Source organism: uncultured Tenacibaculum sp. (genome assembly GCF_947502995.1).
Taxonomy (GTDB): Bacteria; Bacteroidota; Bacteroidia; order Flavobacteriales; family Flavobacteriaceae; genus Polaribacter.
Window position 1 is genome coordinate 61,369 of record NZ_CANNBW010000013.1, and the last position, 18,369, is coordinate 79,737.

An 18,369-nucleotide genomic window follows, 5' to 3' on the forward strand; every position below is an offset into this window, starting at 1 on the left:
AGATTATTCTTCTAAATATCCATCAGCTCTCCATTGGCTAATAATATTTCGTGTAGCTGATGGTAGTAATCCAGATGGAGGCATAGGACTGGCTGTATTGTTAATACGTCCGAATATATTTCCATTTTCTGCAGCATTTCTTACATTGTTATAACTCGTTAAAGCTAAACCTGCAGTTGGATTTACATCGTCATGGCAGTTTGTGGTTGCACAACTGCTGTTAATAATTCCTTTTACATCTTTTTCGTAAGTTATTTTCTCTACAGGATCTATTGGAGTTTCATCAATAGGAACCTCAGAAGTTGAACAACTAGAAATTGTTAAAAGGATTGAAACTGATAATAAATTAATAAGTGATTTCATTTTTTTGAGATTATGAGATTTAATGTATTAATTTTTACTTCGTCGTTTTAGTATAGTTTTTCTTAATTTTTTATTGATCAATGATTCACTGGGGCAAATGTATCTTAAAGGTCTTGTTTATAATCTATTAAATAGGTTTAAAAGGAAATAAAATAGGTTAAAAGGGAAAAAATACGGTTGAAAAACACTTTAAAAATGAAAAATACAACTGAATTAAGAATTAATAAAACGAAGAGTTGTAAAGATGTAAATCATATTAACATATTTCGAAACAAGTTTAAAATTTAGTGGTATACTTTTATTTGAAGTAGCTTTCAAATACTGTATCTTTGTCGGTCATAAGAAGTTATTAGAACGAATGAAGAACATTAGAAACTTTTGTATTATTGCCCACATTGATCATGGTAAAAGTACACTTGCAGATCGCCTTTTAGATTTTACTCAAACAGTAACTGAACGTGAAAAGCAAGATCAATTATTAGATAATATGGATTTAGAGCGTGAACGTGGAATTACCATTAAATCTCACGCAATACAAATGGATTATGTTCATGAAGGAGAACAATATATTTTAAACTTAATTGATACTCCAGGTCACGTAGATTTTTCTTATGAAGTTTCTCGATCTATTGCTGCCTGTGAAGGAGCGTTGTTAATTGTAGATGCAGCTCAGAGTATTCAAGCTCAAACCATTTCTAACTTATACTTAGCATTAGAGAATGATTTAGAAATTATTCCAGTATTAAACAAAGTAGATTTACCTTCGGCTAACCCGGAAGAAGTTACTGATGATATTGTTGATTTGTTAGGTTGTGATCCTGAAGATGTAATTCCAGCAAGTGGGAAAACAGGTTTTGGAGTAGATAAAATTTTAGAAGCAATTATCGATAGAATTCCTGCGCCTAAAGGAAATCCAAACGCACCTTTAAAAGCTTTAATTTTTGATAGTGTTTATAATTCTTATCGTGGAATTGAAACGTATTTTAGAATTATTGATGGTTCTATTAAAAAGAATCAGAAGATTAAATTCATGGCTACTGGAAATGACTATTTTGCAGATGAAGTAGGTACGTTAAAGTTAAATCAAGAGCCTAAAAAAGAAATAAAAACTGGAGATGTTGGATATTTAATTACTGGTATTAAAACTGCGAAAGAAGTAAAAGTAGGAGATACAATTACAGATTTTGCTAATCCGACTACAGATACTATTGAAGGTTTTGAAGATGTAAAGCCAATGGTATTTGCGGGTATTTACCCTGTAGATACTGAAGATTATGAAGAACTTCGTAATTCTATGGAGAAGTTACAATTAAATGACGCTTCTTTAGTATTTCAACCAGAAAGTTCAGCCGCTTTAGGTTTTGGTTTCCGATGTGGATTCTTAGGAATGTTACACATGGAAATTATTCAAGAACGTTTGGAACGTGAGTTCAATATGACTGTGATTACTACGGTTCCTAACGTGTCTTATCATGCATACACAAAGAAAGAACCAGATGAGATTATTGTTGTAAATAATCCTTCTGATTTACCCGATCCATCAAAATTAGAAAGAGTAGAAGAGCCTTTTATTAAAGCTTCAATTATTACTAAAGCAGATTTTGTTGGTCAGGTAATGAGTTTATGTATAGAAAAACGTGGGCAAATTATTAATCAAACTTATTTAACTCCGGAACGTGTTGAGTTAATTTTTGAAATGCCATTAGCAGAAATTGTATTCGATTTTTACGATCGCTTAAAAACAGTTTCAAAAGGTTACGCTTCTTTCGATTACCATCCAATTGGAATGAAAAAATCGAAATTAGTACGTGTAGATATGTTATTAAACGGACAATCGGTTGATGCACTTTCTTCTTTATTACATGATAGTAATGCTTATTCTATTGGTAAAAGAATTTGTGAGAAATTAAAAGAATTAATTCCTCGTCAACAGTTCGATATTCCAATTCAGGCAGCAATTGGAGCTAAAATTATTGCTCGTGAAACTGTAAAAGCCTTACGTAAAGATGTAACTGCTAAATGTTATGGAGGAGATATTTCTCGTAAACGTAAACTTTTAGAGAAGCAGAAGAAAGGTAAGAAGCGTATGCGTCAGGTTGGAAATGTAGAAATTCCACAACAAGCGTTTATGGCTGTTTTAAAATTAAATGATTAGTATTAAAATACTATCTTAGATAAAAATTTAAATAAAAAAATAATATGGAAAATTCATTCAATTCTTTTGATAACCTATCAAATAGAGTTTTAGTTGCCCAATCTACAGAAGTAGAACGCGTTGCATTTTATAAGAAAACTTATGCTCATGTAGCAGGAGGAGTATTACTATTCATTTTATTTGAATATGTATTATTACAAAGTGAAGCAGTTGTTACTTTCATGATGTCAATGATGCAAGGTTATAAAATGTTATTACTCTTAGGTGGTTTTATGTTAATTACAAATTATGCTGAAAGTACTGCGTTAAGAACTACAGATAAGAATTTACAATATATGGCTTATGCTGGATATGTTTTTGCAGAAGCGTTGTTTTTTGTACCATTAGTTTACATGGCAGTGATTTATACTCAAGGTTTTGATGTGCTTCAACAAGCAGGAATTGTAACATTAACTTTATTTGCTGGTTTATCTGCTGTAGTAATATTAACTAAAAAAGATTTCTCTTTTTTAAGATCTGCTTTAACAATTGGTTTCTTTATTGCCATTGGTTTGGTTTTAGCTGGAGTTTTATTCGGATTTAACTTAGGTTTATGGTTTTCAGTAGGTATGTGTGCTCTAGCTGGTGGATCAATTTTATATCAAACATCTAACTTAGTTCATAGGTTTACAACAGAAGATTATATTCCGGCTGCAATTGGTTTATTTGCATCGCTAATGTTATTATTCTGGTATGTATTAAGAATTTTTATGAGTAGAGATTAATTATAAAAATTAATATATTTTAAAAAAGCTCGTCTAATTTTAGACGAGCTTTTTTATCTTTATACTATAAGTTAAATAGTTAAAACTTGATTGCAGAAGCTCTAGATAATTACTTTCCAGAATTGACTAAAATGCCAAATTTAAAAAATGAATTGATTGCAATAAGCTCAATTGTTGATATGGAGGCAGGAACTGTTATTTTAAAACAAGGAGATTACGTAAAGTCAATTCCACTGTTAATTTCTGGACTAGCAAAGGTGTTTAAAGAGGAGTCAGTTAACGGAAATGAGGTGTTGTTATATTATATAAAGCCAGGAAAGAGTTGTGTTATGTCTGTTATCACTTTAATTAAACAACAAAAAAGTAGTGTTAAGGCAATTTTAGAAGAAGATTCTAAAATAGTATTGATTCCAGCAAATAAAGCGTTTGAAATTGCTAAAAAATATCCAAAATGGAATGAATTCATCTATGACTTATTTGATTTAAAATTTGATGAATTGCTTAATATTATTGAGATTTTAACTTTTTCTAATAAAAATGTACGCTTATTAGAGTATTTAAAGAAAGAAACTTCTCTTAAAAAAAATAATACATTACAAACGACACATCAACAAATTGCTTACGAATTAGGTTCTTCTAGAGAAGTTATCTCTAGATTGTTGAAAAAATTAGAGGTTGATGGTTTGGTGAAATTAGGGCAAGGTAAAGTAACTCTTATCAACGAAAGCTTTAACTAAAATCTTCCTTTTTTAAACTTCCTGAAATATAATATAGTCTTGTAACAAATGTCACTGCATAAATCATTCATGGAAATTATTTTTGATTTATAAAATTCATAAAGACATTAAACATGAAAAAAAATATGGGCGGTATCGACCGCATAGTTAGAATCTTTTTAGTACTTGTAATAGCAGGATTATTTTGGAAAGGAATTATTGTAGGTACCTTAGCTTATGTTTTACTTTCTTTGGCAATTGTTTTATTGCTCACTAGTTTTGTTAATTTTTGTCCTTTATACAAATTAATAGGACTGAATACTCTTAAAAAAAGTAATAAATAAAATCTAACCTAATTTAACGTTAGTTTGATACAAGAATTTAACATGATTAAAATTGTCAATTCGAGTGATTTTCAATAGAAAGTTGTGCCGAGAAAGACAATTTTGATTACTAAAAGATTGTTGTCGAGATAAAATTCTTTTCCAGAATTCCATTCGAACTCAAATGAGTTAAATTATAACTTTAATTATTTTATTGCTTACCTAAAAAAACACATTTTTAATGATTTTGAAAATGTGTTTTAACTCTCCAACCATTTTCTAAATTCAGATGTGGTTGCTGTGCTTGTCATAGGTTTTTCTTTGCAACCAGTAACTGTAAGTAGTAATCTATTTTTAAAATGATTTTCAATATTTTCAATGTAATCAATACTTATAATCTCACTTCTATTAATCTTAAAAAATTTGTTTGGGTTTAGTTGTTTGAAAATAGAGCTTAAGTTCTGAGAAATCGTATGACGTTTACCGTTAGTATCTGTAGCAATACAAAAATCACCCGAAGCTTCTATTAATGTAATTTCATTAACATTTAAAAGCTGAATTCCTGTACTTTTCTTTATAACAAATCGCTTTTTATAATTGGTTTCTTCTTCTTTTAAAGCCGACTTTAGTTCAGTAATAATTTTGGTGTCTAAATTATTATAATCTCCCTTTTGAAATAATGCTTTATACTTTTCAATAGCTTTATTGAAGTCAAGTTTTGTATACGGTTTTAAAATATAGGCAATTCCGTTTGTGTTGAAAGCTTTAAACAAATATTCATCATGAGCAGAACAAAATATAATTGGAGCTTCTAAATTAACTTCATCAAATAAATCGAATGAAATTCCATCTAACAATTGAATATCCGATAAAATAAAATCATAAGAATTTTGGAGCAACATTGTTCTTCCGTCTTTTATAGATCTAGCCCAATCGTGTTGTACTTCAATTTCAAAAAAGTCATTTAAATAATTTAATAGCTTTTTATATGCAGGAACTTCGTCTTCTAAAATTAAAATTTTCATAAGCGGTATTTTATTCAGATAGTTTAATGATAGGAATAGAAACTTTAAAGTTATGATCTGTATTTATAATAGTAATTTCTTGATCGGATAATAATTGATATCTCGTTTTTAAATTATCTAATCCGGTTCCTAGTGAATCGTTTTTTACTTTAAAATTCGATTTTGTATTTACTACAGTTAAACGATTTTTATCAATAGTTATTGATGCTCGAATTGGTTGTTGTCCGCCGGGTTTATTATGTTTTACTACATTTTCTAATAATGTTTGAATAGCACCTGTTGGAATAAATGAATCTTTAAGGCTTACATTTTTAATGACTTCAAAATCATAATCATACTCGAATCTTGTTTTTATTAAGAAGATATAATTTTCTGCAAATTGTATTTCTTTAGAAAGTTCCATAACCTCAGAATCTTTAGTTTGAATGAGGTAACGATATATTAAAGACAAACGATTAATATATTCTTTTGCTTTTTCAGAATCTGTATCAATTAAGCTATCTAAAGTGTTTAGGTTATTAAATAAAAAATGAGGATCGATTTGAGAGCGTAATAACTTTAATTCGTTTTCTTTTTGTTGTTTTTCAACTTTTAAAAATTGAGTTTGTCCTTCATAGAATTTCTTGATTAATAAAATTCCTAAAGGAAAACCAATCATGTCTGTTGCATCATATAAACCAGCTTGAAGGAATAGAAGAAAATTAGGAAAATCACTCCAACTTCTTCCTGCGGTTACAAAACCTACGAGTCTATCTAAACACCCAATAGTAGTTAATACAACCAAACTAACAAAAAAGAAAGTTGTGTATTTCTTTGTGTTAATTAAGTATCTAGGAATAATAAAATACAAGAAAATTAAGATAAGTATAATGGAAGAAACCGTATTTAAAGGTAAATCAATAATGTATTCAATAAGTTTATTTTCACTTCTATAATAATCTATTCCATTTAAAATGGTTGTAGCTCCGTATAACAAAGCGAGTAGTATCCAGTCAGATTTATTAAGTTTGGTATTCATGTGATTTTTGTTGAAAATAAAATCAAACAATATGCTATAGAAAAATTAAATATACACAGATTAATTGGCTTGAGATAAAACCAAAAGCAATAGCATTATCATCCACGATAATAAATTATAGTATGATGTTTAATTGAATGATTAGCGTTAGGAGATTGTAAAGTAAAATTAGGGCTAGAACTTTTAAGTAAAAGCCCCAATAACTATAATTGTTGTTGGTCTATTTTGTTATAGCAAGCTCATTTGGAATGTGTTTTTTCATAATATACATTCCATAAAATAAACAAGGTAATGTAATAATAACTGTGAAAATAGCTCCAGTTAAATCTGTTTCATTGATGCCTTCTGGTTTAAAATTCACGCCAATATCGTCAAGTTTTGCAGCAAAATCGATAAGTATATGAATTATAATTAACGGATAAATTCTTTTGGTTACTATTAATAAAGCTCCAAACATGACTCCAATAAAGGTTGCAAAGAAGAATTGTGAAATTTCGCCGTAAACTCCTTTATCGAATTTTATAAAGTGTAGTAATCCAAAAATAGTAGCTGCTATAAGAACAGATTTAATTATTGATTTTTTTGAATAGCCAAAGTACTTTATCAGAAGAGGTATTAAGACACTTCTTAAACTTAATTCTTCAGCAATACCAATACTTAAACAGTAAGTTAATAAGACAATTAAGTTAGTGGTTGTAAAATTCGGAATATCATCAGCAAACAGTAAATTTAATCCAACGATATAAACTAATGGGAAAATTAATAATAATTTTTTCTCGATTTTAACCGGTTTGATACCACTAAATTTAACTAAATCTAGTTTCTTAACTATTAAGATTGAAATTATACCTAGTATAATGTTACTTATTGTTTTTGTTACTAAAACAATATTATAGTTTTCAACATTATGAAAAATCAAATAACTCTTTATGTTGACGTTAATAATAGATTTTATTAAGATTAAGATGATAAATAAAATTGTGTATTGTAATGTCTTTTTCATAGCAATTAGTTGTTGTTATCTATTCTATTTTGTTCTTCTTCAGATGCATTTCTTTTTGCTTTTTTCTTTCCGAATCTAGATCCGAAACTATATGTTAATCGTAGTTGAACATTTTGACGAGATCCGTTACTTTCAATATTAGCATCAATATTATCGTAATTCACAGTACCAACAAAACCTCTGTTCAATACTTTGTTAATTCCTAAGTTAACTTTTAACTTGTCATCTAAGAACTTTTTACCAAAAGAGAAACTTAAATCCCCGATCCAACCAGCATCAATTTGTCCTTCTAAAGCTCCAGTACCAAAGTAACTAGACATTTCCGCATTAATATCCCAAGGTAATTTATAACTAGCTTGTGTGTACCAACCTAAATTCCATTTTGATAAAAATAAGTTCGGACTTAATTCATTTGATTCAAATTTGTTATAATCTACAATGAAACCTGTAAATCCATCAAGATTTTCAATAAAGCTTAGAGGTCCGAATAATCTGAAGTTCCAGTTTTGTCTATCTTGAAGATTAATGGTTGTTCTAGAAATTTGGGCTGTTGCATCATCTTGTGAGATAAATAAGAATAAATCGTCACTAGTTTCACTATAACTTACGGTAAAAAAAGGTTGATTATCAAAAGTTAAATTAAACTGTAAGTTATTTGTAAATGCTGGTTTTAAAGCTGGGTTACCAACTTCAGAAGTTAAAGGATCATAAAGAGTAACAAAAGAATTTAAACTATTATAGTTTGGTCTTCTAATTCTATAACTATATGCAACATTTGCTCCTAACTTTTCGGTAAGTTTTTTGCTTAAAGAAGCACTTGGGAAAAGTTGAGAAATAATTCGAGTTCTAGTTTCATCAGTTGATGTAGATGTTCCTCTAGTATCACTGTTTTCGTATCGAACACCTGCAGATAAAGACCAATCACTCCATTTATAATTTACTTTTGTGTATAGTGCAAAAATTCTTTCATCGATAATAAAACGATTACTATCATCAGCCTGAAAATCGAAATCACCATTAGTGTTTTGAGTGAATAACTTTAGGTCGCTATCTGTATCTACATGAGAAAATTTAGAACCAAAACTAACTTTAAAATCATCTGTAATATTTTTGTTATAATCTGCTTTTATTGTTCTAATAGTATATTTACCATCTTGCAAATATCTTTGGTTTACAAAAGGAACAGTATTACCGTTAACAGCATCGATTGTATTTGTGTTTTCATTTACAAAATTTACATAATTAAAATCTAAAATGAATTTATCGTTATCTGATTTAAACTCATAATACGGATTAATACTGAATGTATTTCGTTCTCTATCAAAAGAGTTTTCAGTTACAAAACGTTCAATGTTAGTTGTAGAACGAACTTCAGTATTACTGCTACCTATTCTGTCAGACATTGTGTTGTTATATCGAGTACTAAAACCAATGGTATTTTTATCATTAATGTAATAATCAATACTACCAGATAGCCAAGTGTTTTTTGGATCAAAAGGTTCTATAGTTGCTTGGTCATAAGTAACTGTTTCATTTGTGCCTGGATCTACAACTCTACGGTTAATAAAAAGATCGTTTCTCCATGTTGGTGCAGAATATCCTGTACTTAATTGCCAATTTAATTTGTTTTTATAACTAGCAATAGAAGCATTAGCACCGTATTCAATTCCTTCATCTTCACCAACCCAAACTCCAACAGATCCATGAGTTCCTAAACGAACATTCTTTTTTAAGATGATATTTATAATTGGTCCAGAGCCTTCTGCATCAAATTCAGCACCAGGTTGTTCTATTAATTCTACTTTAGCGATATTATCGGCAGGTAAGTTTTGTAATAAAGTTTCTACATCCATATAGTCAGTAGTTTTTCCATTAATCAAAATTCTTATGTCCGATCGCCCAGCAAAATTAATTCCATTATTGGTTACAATAACTCCTGGCACTCTTTTTACGACATCTTGTAAGTTACTATTTAGCATTTCAGATTTTTCTAAATCTAAAACTAGTTTTTCAGCTGTTTGCCTAATTACTGGTCTTTTACTTTTTATAACAACTTCATCAAGAGACTCATTTTCTTCTTCTAAAGTAAAATTGAAAGTTTTATTACTGTTTAATTCAAAAGTTTTAAGATTTTTAGTTTTAAAACCTAGCATTGATATTTCAATAGTGTATGTTCCCTTTTTTACTTTATCAAAAATGTAATTTCCATTATCATCTGAAACCATACCTTTTGGTAGTGCTTCTTTTTCGTTGCTTAAAAGAATCACATTAGCAAATGGTAAAGGTTGGTTTTGTTTATCTGTTATTTTTCCATTGATAGAAAACTGAGCTGATAGGTTATAAATACCAATAAGAAAGAAGAATAGTAGTTGTTTAAATAATTTCATAATTGAATTTTTATTTTTTAAAGACAATCCAAAATTATAATTGTTACAAAGTATATGAAATGCAAAACTGTTGAATTGGGATAAAAATAGGTTGAAACAGACTTTTATAAAGTCAATCTATATTATTCCAAATCTTTAGCTAATAATCAATAGTTTATAGGAAGTTGATGAAATAGCTTTAATATTCTGTTTAAATCGTTGTTAATAATGTAGTGATCTTGTTGATTAACATGTGTTTATAAGTGTTTTTTTATGTGAAAATCTGCATATTAGTTGCAATAATTTGAATAAGAGTATGTATATTTGGTTAACCAATTTAATTAACCAAAATCCCCTATTATATGAAAACTTACTTAATTCCCTTAAAAACAATAACTAACCATTGTAGTCCTAAATTAATAATATGATAAATGGATAGCATTCTAATTGAATGCACCATATGGTAGCTGTTGATTAACACAGCATAATTTATCCGGATATTTTATTGAAAAGTATGAAGTCTTTTTAGGCTTTATAGTAGTATTTATTGATAGCTTTTAAAATGTAAGTTTTATAGGCCTAGCTAACCTTATATCTCATTTTAACTATCTCCCAACCAATTTTTTTTTAATAGAAAACATGAAAACAAACTTTAAGTTGTTGGTATTGTATGTACTAATAATATCTTTAACGTGCACTGCACAAAAAATTAAACCTAGAGAACGTATTTTATCAGCTCAATCTGAAGGACAGAAATTTGAAGAAATAAATCTTTTTAATTTCGGAAAGAATAGTAGAAGAAAACAACGAATTAAAATACCGAAGGAATTCAGAAATTATGAATTATTATCGTTGAGTCCTCAGGCTATGAGCCGCTTTTTAAATACTAAAGTTTCTCCTGAAACTATCAATTTACCATTGCCAAATAAGTCATCAACAATGATTTTACAGTTGGTAAAAGTCTCTATTAAATCAGATGATTTTACTTCTATAGCATTACCTTCTAAAGAAATAACACAACCATCTAGTATAACACATTACCGAGGAATAATAAAAAACCATAACAATTCTAGGGCTGCTATTTCAATTCAAAATGGCGAGGTATATGGTTTTATAAGTTTAGACGATAAGGTTGGGAATTTTGTTTTAGGAAAAGTAAAAGGAAGTAGCAATCATATTTTATACGAAGACAAAGATATAAGTCATTTAAATGATTTTAAATGTCAAATAGAAAAAACACATCATCTTAAAGCGCCTAAAGAATTAGAAAACAAGAGTAAACAACCAGCAGCAAATGCAGGTAAATGCCCAAAAATCTTTTTTGATATTGCGAATGATGTGGTAAGAGATAAAGGAGGAGCAAGTGCTGCGTCAGCTTTTGTTGAAGCTATGTTCAATCAAGTTGCTATTCTTTATAATGATGAAGGAGTTAATTTGAAACTTTCAGGAATTAGAGCTTGGACTTCAACAGCGCCTTTTAATGACCTAGATAGTTATAGAAGTTACAGAAATAGAAACGGATTTAATGGTGATTTAGGCCATTTTGTAACCTATAATTATTCAGGAGGAGTTGCTTGGGTTAATGCACTTTGTGGCTCGTATCGTTATGGTTTATCTGGTATTTATAGAAATTATTCGAATGTACCTCGTTACTCGTGGAATATTTCAACAATTGCTCACGAACTAGGACATAATTTTGGTTCTAGTCATACACATGCTTGTGTTTGGAATGGAAATAATACTGCTATTGATGGTTGTTATCAAACAGAAGGAAATTGTAGTAGACCAGGAGCTCCTTCAGACGGAGGAACAATCATGAGTTATTGTCATCTTAATAGTGTAGGAACAAATCTAAGAAAAGGATTTGGTTCACAGCCTGCAAGTGTGATACGAAGAAGTATTAACAGAGCAAGTTGCGTGGATTCGTGTTCAGACAACGGAGGAGGAGGTAATGGAGATGAAGTTAGTTGTGCGGGAGTTAGCAATTGGGCCGAGAATACAAATTATACTTCAGGAGATAAAGTAGTGTACAATGGTAGATTATTCGAAAGAACAGCGAATAATGATTGGAATGATCTAGGGCTTTGTAGTTCTGATAATTGTTATGGTGTTGATGAATGGACCGGCAATACTACTTATAAAGAAGGTGATTTAGTTGTATATCAGGGTAATTTATTCAAAAGAGAGAATAACGATTGGACAGGTTTAGGTTCTTGTGATAATCAAAATGGAGATCCTTGTTCTGGAATAGATCCTTGGCAAGAGAATACAAATTACCAGCCTGGTGATAAAGTTATTTATCAAGGAAAAGCATTTGAATGGAATGGAGCTGAATGGATAGAATTAGCAACTTGTTCTTCACAACCTGGAATCAAATTAAACTCTCTAAGAAAAAATAACTTTAAGAAGATTGCTCTTAATGTGTATCCCAATCCTGTAAAGGAATTTTTAAACTTCAAAGTAAAACACATGAAAACTAAAGAAACTAAAGTGAGTCTTAGAAATATCTTAGGGAAATTAGTATTAGCTAAACAAGTTAACAGAATTTCTCCAGGAGCTACAGTTTCAGAAAAAATTGATGTAAAAGCTTTACCTAAAGGAATCTATCTATTAAAAATTACGAATGGAAAAACAAGTGTTGCTAAAAAAGTTATGATAAAATAAGAATACGATCAACTAAAAACCAATTATAAATGAAACAATTAACCTCATTAAAATTAACGATAGCAGTAATACTGCTATCGTGTAATTTCTCCATTGCCAAGGCTCAAGAGTTATACGAATTATCTCAGAAAGAAAACTTAAAAGTCAAAAAGCTAGAACGCTTAGGAGAAAAATATTACGAAACTCATAGTAAAGGTAAAGGCAGTGGATTTAAATTATTCATGCGAAACTTGTATTGGGCAAAACGTAATCAAGATGCAAATGGTCGTGTAATTAGTGACAGGCAAGTTGTAGATGAATGTGAAAAATTTAACAAGCAGTACAACACAAAAGAAATTCAATCTAGACAAGCACGAAATGTGAGTGGATGGAAAGAATTAGGTCCATTTAACTGGACTAGAACTAGAAGCTGGTCTCCAGGTTTAGGTAGAATAGTTTCTATTGCTGTTGAATCAAATCAACAAAATATTATTTATGCAGGTTCACCTGGTGGAGGTATTTGGAAAACTACAAATGGAGGTTCTTCTTGGACACCTTTAGGAGATAATATGACAAACATGTCTATTTGGTCTATAGCTATAGATCCAACAAATTCTAATATTGTCTACCTTGGAAATTCTGCTGGACAAATCATGAGATCTAGCAATGGAGGTTCGTCTTGGTCGCAGATTTATAGAGTAAGCGGAACACCAAGAAGAATTTTAATTCATCCTAATGGAAATACAATTTTTATAGGAACTTCTAGAGCGCTATATCGTTCTACAAACAAAGGAGCTAGTTTTTCTTCAGTATTAAATGCAAATTCAGAAGATGTAGAATTTAAACCAGGAAATACAAATGTAGTTTATGCCTGCGGAAGTAGTTTTTATAAATCAACAAATGGAGGTGCTTCTTTTAGTAGAATTACCAGTGGTTTAAGTAGAACAGAACGTATGAAAATGGCTGTAACTCCTGCAAATCCAAATATGGTGTATTTAGTACAAAAAAGAGGTAGCAGTTTTGGGTACATATATAGATCTACGAATAGCGGATCTAGTTTCTCTACAAGATCAAGTTATCAAACACTATCTACAAGTGATGTATATTTCACACAAGCTTCAAGAGATATGGCAATCACAGTTTCAAATACAAATGCAAATGAAGTTCATGTTGGAGGAATGGATTATTCTAGGTCTTTAGATGGTGGAGTTTCATTTACAAAATTAGCATCATGGAGTAGTCCTGGAGATCGTTCTTATGTTCATGCTGATATTGAAGTAATGCAATATATCAACGGAACTATCTATGTAGGTAGTGACGGTGGAATCTTCAGAAGTTCAGATCGTGGAAATAATATGCGCGATTTAACTCAAGGAGGATTAGCTGTTCGTCAATATTATAGAATAGGAAATTCAGCAACAGACGCTAATATGATTGTTGGTGGAGCGCAAGACAATGGAACTAATATTATGAGAGGTTCTAGCAGACAATTTGTTGAGTGGCTAGGTGCAGATGGAATGGAGTGTTTTATCGATCATACCAATAGAAATATTGTTTACGGAACTGTTCAGTTCGGTAGTTTGTATAAAAGTACAGACGGTGGAAACAGTATTGGAAATATTAGTAAGCCAGGGAATTTTAGTGGAGAATGGGTAACACCATTTACCATGGATCCTATTGATAGTAGAAAGATTTATGTAGGATATGGAAACTTATATAGAAGTAATAATGGTGGAAGAAGTGGAAGTTGGACTAACATTACCTCAAGAATAAATGTTGGTGGTAATTTAGATGAAATGGCAATTGCTAAATCGAATAACAACTACATTTATATAGCTCAAGAAGGAAGAGTTTGGAGAACTAAAAACGGACAAAGCAGTAATCCGACTTGGACCGAAGTAAGTAATTTTAGAGGTGATGTAAACTTTATAGCTGTCGATCCAAATAATCCAGAAAGAGTTGCTATTGCAGCAACTGGTTCAAGAGTATATGTTTCTACAAACGCAGGAAGTGATTGGACTAACATCAGAAGTAATTTACCAAATATTGCTGCTCAATGTTTAGTGTTTGATGATACAAGTAAAAATGGTCTTTATGTAGGAATGCAATCTGGTGTTTACTATACAAATGATAATTTGAGTTCTTGGGTTTCGTTTTCTAAAAACCTTCCTGGTGTTCAAACTACAGATTTAGAAATTCACTATGGTACAAGAAAGCTTCGTTTGGCTACTTACGGAAGAGGTATTTGGGAATCTGATTTGTATAGTGAAGATAATACAGATACTGAAATTACACCTCCAAGTGATTTAGTTGCTTCTTTGAATGAAAGAAATGTAACATTAACATGGAAAGATAATTCTAATAATGAGTCAGGATTTACAATTCAAAGAAATGACGGACAGGGGTTTAGTAGAATAGGATTTATAAACGATCAAACTACGTATACAGATGAAAATTTGGCTGATGGAACTTACACTTACAGAGTAAGAGCTTATAATGGAACTGATTATTCAGATTTTTCCAATACAGTAGAAATAAAAGTAACAATTACCGATAATACAATTACTCCTCCAAGTGATTTAACTGCTACATTAACTGATAAAAATGTAACATTAACATGGAAAGACAATTCTAATAATGAATCAGGATTTACAATTCAGAGAAACGACGGACAAGGATTTAGTAGAATCAATTTTGTAAATGATTTAACAACTTATACAGATGAAAACCTTGCTGAAGGAACTTACCAATATAGAGTTAGAGCTTATGATAGTTCTGATTATTCAGATTTTTCTAATGTAGTAGAAGTTAAAGTGAATGATAATTCGAACGAACCAGATATTAAAGAAGATTGTATTGGTTGTGTAGTTTACGATACCAATAGTGAAGAAACTACTAATGCAGATCATTCGAAAGAGAAAGCTGCCGACGGAGATCCAAATACTTATTGGCATTCAAATTGGTACGATGATAATACATCACATCCACATTTTATAGCGATAGATTTAGGTAAAGAAAAAGAAGTAGTAGGATTTTCATATCAAGGTCGTCAATCAGGAACTACAGGAATGGTAAAAGAATATATTCTTTTTGGATGGGATGGAAGTAATTGGGAACAACTTTCAACAGGATCATTCCAAAAATCAACATTAAAACAATCGGCAGATTTTGAACAATTCAAAACACGTTATTTATATTTTAGAGCACTTTCTGAAGTAGATGGTAAACGATGGGCTTCTATTGCTGAGTTTTCTGTAAAGTATATAGATTCACCTGAAGAAGCTGTAAATCAAGTTTCAAAAACAAATGAAATAGCTCCAAGTGTAGATTTACAAGATTTTGGAGGAATTAAAGTGTATCCAATTCCTTTTAAAGATAAACTTATTGTAAAAGGAATTCCGTCTCTTAAATCGGCAAGAAACTTAAAGTTAATTGGAGTAAATGGTAAAGTGTTACCTATTGCAAAAGTATTTGATGGAGAGAATTTGATTATTAATGTGAATACGGTTTCAACAGGATTTTATATTCTACAATTTGAAGATGGTAAAAAAAAAAGGCCTCAGTAAATATACTGAGGCTTTTAATTATATCTTTTTGAGAATTTTTTTCTCAACTTTCTTAGGCTTTTTTTGAGGCCTTCTATTTCCTGGGAATACTAAAGATGTACTCGAAAAAGTAGTTCCAAAATTTACGTGTGCATAATATACTTGGCTCACAGCGTCGTAAACTTGATCTTCGGTTAACTCTTTTAAAGGATGAATAAATACAGACCATAAAATATTATCAGAAATAGCATATTTAACATCTAAAGCAGTATGAAAATTAGCCATTAAAGAAGCTGTTTTCAATTCTTCGTTTAATTTATCACTTTCACCAATTGGAGAAATAATTCGCATTCTATTGTGAGTAGAATCTGCTATGGCAATAAAAGGAATGTTTTTTATAAGAAATCGCCATTGCGGCTTTTGACTAACTATACTATCACTAGCGTTTTCAAATATTTTTTCAAGTTTACTAAGTGTCATATCTTGAGCTTGTATTGAAAAACTAATAGACATAGTTAAAATAAGAAAAGCAATAAATTTTTTCATAATTAAAATTTATTGCTTCGACGTTATAAATGATAAAACCTTACAGGTTTTTATTATTAATCATCTCTACTTTGTGCAGCCATTAATTGCATTACCCAATATAATAACATTGCTAAAGAACCAATTGCAGCAACTAAATATGTTCTTGCGGCAGCTTTTAAAGCATCTTGCGCACCTGCTAGTTCTTCTCTGGAAACCATGTTCTTGTTTTTTAACCAAGCTAAAGCTCTATTACTAGCATCATATTCAACAGGTAATGTGATAAAGCTAAATAAAGTTGTTACTCCAAATAATCCAACTCCTGCTGATAAAATGGTATATCCAAAACTAGAAGACAGTCCTAATACTAATCCCGCCATTATTAAAACATTAGAAAACTTAGAGGCAATACCAACTAACGGAACAATATTCGATCGCATTGTTAACCATTTGTATGCACGAGCATGTTGTATAGCATGTCCAACTTCATGTGCAGCAACAGCAGCAGCAGCGGCATTTCTTTCATGATAAACAACTTCACTCAAATTTACGGTCTTGTCTCTTGGGTTATAATGATCTGTTAAACGGCCTGGAGTCGAAATTACTTTTACATCATAAATACCATGATCATCAAGCATTTTTTGTGCTATTTCGGCACCACTCATTCCATTTCTTAAATGAAGTTTAGAGTACTTTTTAAATTTTCTTTTTAATGAACTGCTAACTGCACTACTTACCAGAGCTATAATTCCAATAATTATATAATATCCAAACATAGGTGTACTTTTTTATCTTTTGTTAATTGTATTCTTTCTTAGTTTGATAAATTTACAACATAAATTATTCCATAATTAAAAAGGGGTTAAAAAGTTGACAAAATGACAAATAGTCCTAATATATTATTAGTGTACACCGGAGGTACAATTGGTATGGTGAAAGATTATAAATCAAATGCACTTAGAGCTTTTGATTTTAGTCAGATTTTAGAAAAAATTCCAGAATTAAAACAGTTGAATTGTGAAATAGACACCATTTCATTTGATGAACCAATAGATTCATCAAACATGAATACAGGATATTATATAACAATCGCAGAAATAATTGAAAAGAATTACAATAAATACGATGGTTTCGTTGTCTTAACAGGGTCGGATACGATGTCTTATATTTCTTCTGCAGTAAGTTTTATGTTTGAGAATTTACAGAAGCCTGTAATTTTTACAGGTTCACAATTACCTATTGGAGATTTAAGAACAGATGCTAAAGAAAATTTAATAACTTCTATAGAAATTGCTTGTGCTTCCGAAAAAGGAGAGCCAATAATTCAAGAAGTAGGTTTGTATTTTGAATATAAATTATATAGAGCAAATAGAACTACAAAAATAAATGCAGAACAGTTTGAAGCTTTTTCTTCTATGAATTACCCTCCTTTAGCAGAAAGTGGAGTTCATTTGTCTTTTAATAAACATTTATTGCTTAGAAATGAATCAAAAAATTCAAAATTAATTTTTAGAAAAAACTTAGTAGAAGACATTGTTATTCTCAAACTTTTTCCAGGTATTACACCAAAGGTTGTTGAAGCAATTGTTAATGTAGAAGGTTTAAAAGGATTGATTTTAGAAACCTATGGTTCGGGTAATGCACCTACAGAAAAATGGTTTATTGATTTGATTCATAAGACTATAAAAAATGGGGTTCGAGTTGTTAATGTAACTCAATGTTCAGGAGGAAGTGTAATTTTAGGATTGTATGAAACCAGTACAGATTTAAAAGATATGGGAATTATAAATGGAAAAGATATTACAACAGAGACAGCAATTGCAAAGATGATGTACTTATTAGGTGAAGATTTAACAGACCAACAATTTAAATACTATTTCGAAACTCCATTACGAGGTGAGATTTCATAAATTTATCTTAATT

General features: G+C 30.2%; 14 protein-coding genes. 7 read left to right on the forward strand and 7 right to left on the reverse strand.

Annotated elements, in window-relative coordinates; genetic code table 11:
- Positions 1–3: 3 nt before the first annotated feature.
- Positions 4–363 carry a hypothetical protein gene (locus tag Q1A46_RS12090; protein ID WP_299678767.1) on the reverse strand — a complete coding sequence of 120 codons (360 nt, stop codon included), beginning with the start codon at positions 361–363 and terminating at the stop codon, positions 4–6.
- A gap of 358 nt (positions 364–721) precedes the next feature.
- Here Q1A46_RS12090 and lepA point away from each other — a divergent pair, with 358 nt between their 5' ends.
- From lepA to Q1A46_RS12110, 4 genes are all read left to right on the forward strand, one after another.
- A complete protein-coding gene (gene lepA, locus Q1A46_RS12095; RefSeq protein ID WP_299678769.1) occupies positions 722–2,518 on the forward strand; it encodes a translation elongation factor 4 in 1,797 nt (598 codons plus the stop codon).
- A gap of 44 nt (positions 2,519–2,562) precedes the next feature.
- Complete coding sequence (locus Q1A46_RS12100) at positions 2,563–3,282, forward strand: Bax inhibitor-1 family protein (protein WP_299678771.1); 720 nt, start codon at positions 2,563–2,565, stop codon at positions 3,280–3,282.
- 86 nt (positions 3,283–3,368) lie between these two features.
- A complete protein-coding gene (locus tag Q1A46_RS12105; protein WP_299678773.1) occupies positions 3,369–4,019 on the forward strand; it encodes a Crp/Fnr family transcriptional regulator in 651 nt (216 codons plus the stop codon).
- Positions 4,020–4,132: 113 nt separating this feature from the next.
- Positions 4,133–4,342, forward strand: coding sequence for a DUF2892 domain-containing protein (locus Q1A46_RS12110; RefSeq protein WP_299678776.1), 210 nt, complete (start codon positions 4,133–4,135; stop codon positions 4,340–4,342).
- Positions 4,343–4,581: 239 nt separating this feature from the next.
- Here Q1A46_RS12110 and Q1A46_RS12115 read toward each other — a convergent pair whose 3' ends face one another.
- From Q1A46_RS12115 to Q1A46_RS12130, 4 genes are all read right to left on the reverse strand, one after another.
- Entirely contained in the window at positions 4,582–5,346 is a 765-nt protein-coding gene (locus tag Q1A46_RS12115; RefSeq protein WP_299678779.1) for a LytTR family DNA-binding domain-containing protein, read from the reverse strand.
- 10 nt (positions 5,347–5,356) lie between these two features.
- Positions 5,357–6,364: a sensor histidine kinase gene (locus tag Q1A46_RS12120; RefSeq protein WP_299678782.1), complete on the reverse strand. Its 1,008-nt coding sequence runs from the start codon at positions 6,362–6,364 to the stop codon at positions 5,357–5,359.
- A 220-nt stretch (positions 6,365–6,584) separates the two neighbouring features.
- A complete protein-coding gene (locus tag Q1A46_RS12125) occupies positions 6,585–7,367 on the reverse strand; it encodes a CPBP family intramembrane glutamic endopeptidase (protein WP_299678785.1) in 783 nt (260 codons plus the stop codon).
- A 5-nt stretch (positions 7,368–7,372) separates the two neighbouring features.
- The gene (locus tag Q1A46_RS12130; protein ID WP_299678788.1) at positions 7,373–9,754 is read right to left on the reverse strand and encodes an outer membrane beta-barrel protein; all 2,382 of its coding nucleotides are present in this window, start codon (positions 9,752–9,754) and stop codon (positions 7,373–7,375) included.
- Positions 9,755–10,372: 618 nt separating this feature from the next.
- Between Q1A46_RS12130 and Q1A46_RS12135 the strand changes: the two genes are divergently transcribed.
- Together Q1A46_RS12135 and Q1A46_RS12140 are read left to right on the forward strand one after the other, a co-directional pair.
- Positions 10,373–12,397 carry a M12 family metallo-peptidase gene (locus Q1A46_RS12135; RefSeq protein ID WP_299678791.1) on the forward strand — a complete coding sequence of 675 codons (2,025 nt, stop codon included), beginning with the start codon at positions 10,373–10,375 and terminating at the stop codon, positions 12,395–12,397.
- Positions 12,398–12,426: 29 nt separating this feature from the next.
- On the forward strand, positions 12,427–15,942 hold the full coding sequence (locus tag Q1A46_RS12140) for a discoidin domain-containing protein (RefSeq protein ID WP_299678794.1): 3,516 nt from the start codon (positions 12,427–12,429) through the stop codon (positions 15,940–15,942).
- 18 nt (positions 15,943–15,960) lie between these two features.
- Here Q1A46_RS12140 and Q1A46_RS12145 read toward each other — a convergent pair whose 3' ends face one another.
- Both Q1A46_RS12145 and Q1A46_RS12150 read right to left on the reverse strand, forming a co-directional pair.
- Entirely contained in the window at positions 15,961–16,467 is a 507-nt protein-coding gene (locus Q1A46_RS12145) for a hypothetical protein (RefSeq protein WP_299678797.1), read from the reverse strand.
- Between the two features lie 56 nt (positions 16,468–16,523).
- The gene (locus Q1A46_RS12150; protein WP_299678800.1) at positions 16,524–17,222 is read right to left on the reverse strand and encodes a zinc metallopeptidase; all 699 of its coding nucleotides are present in this window, start codon (positions 17,220–17,222) and stop codon (positions 16,524–16,526) included.
- A 102-nt stretch (positions 17,223–17,324) separates the two neighbouring features.
- Here Q1A46_RS12150 and Q1A46_RS12155 point away from each other — a divergent pair, with 102 nt between their 5' ends.
- Positions 17,325–18,356 (forward strand): asparaginase, encoded by a 1,032-nt coding sequence (locus Q1A46_RS12155; RefSeq protein WP_299678803.1) that lies wholly within the window; start codon positions 17,325–17,327, stop codon positions 18,354–18,356.
- Positions 18,357–18,369 lie beyond the last annotated feature (13 nt).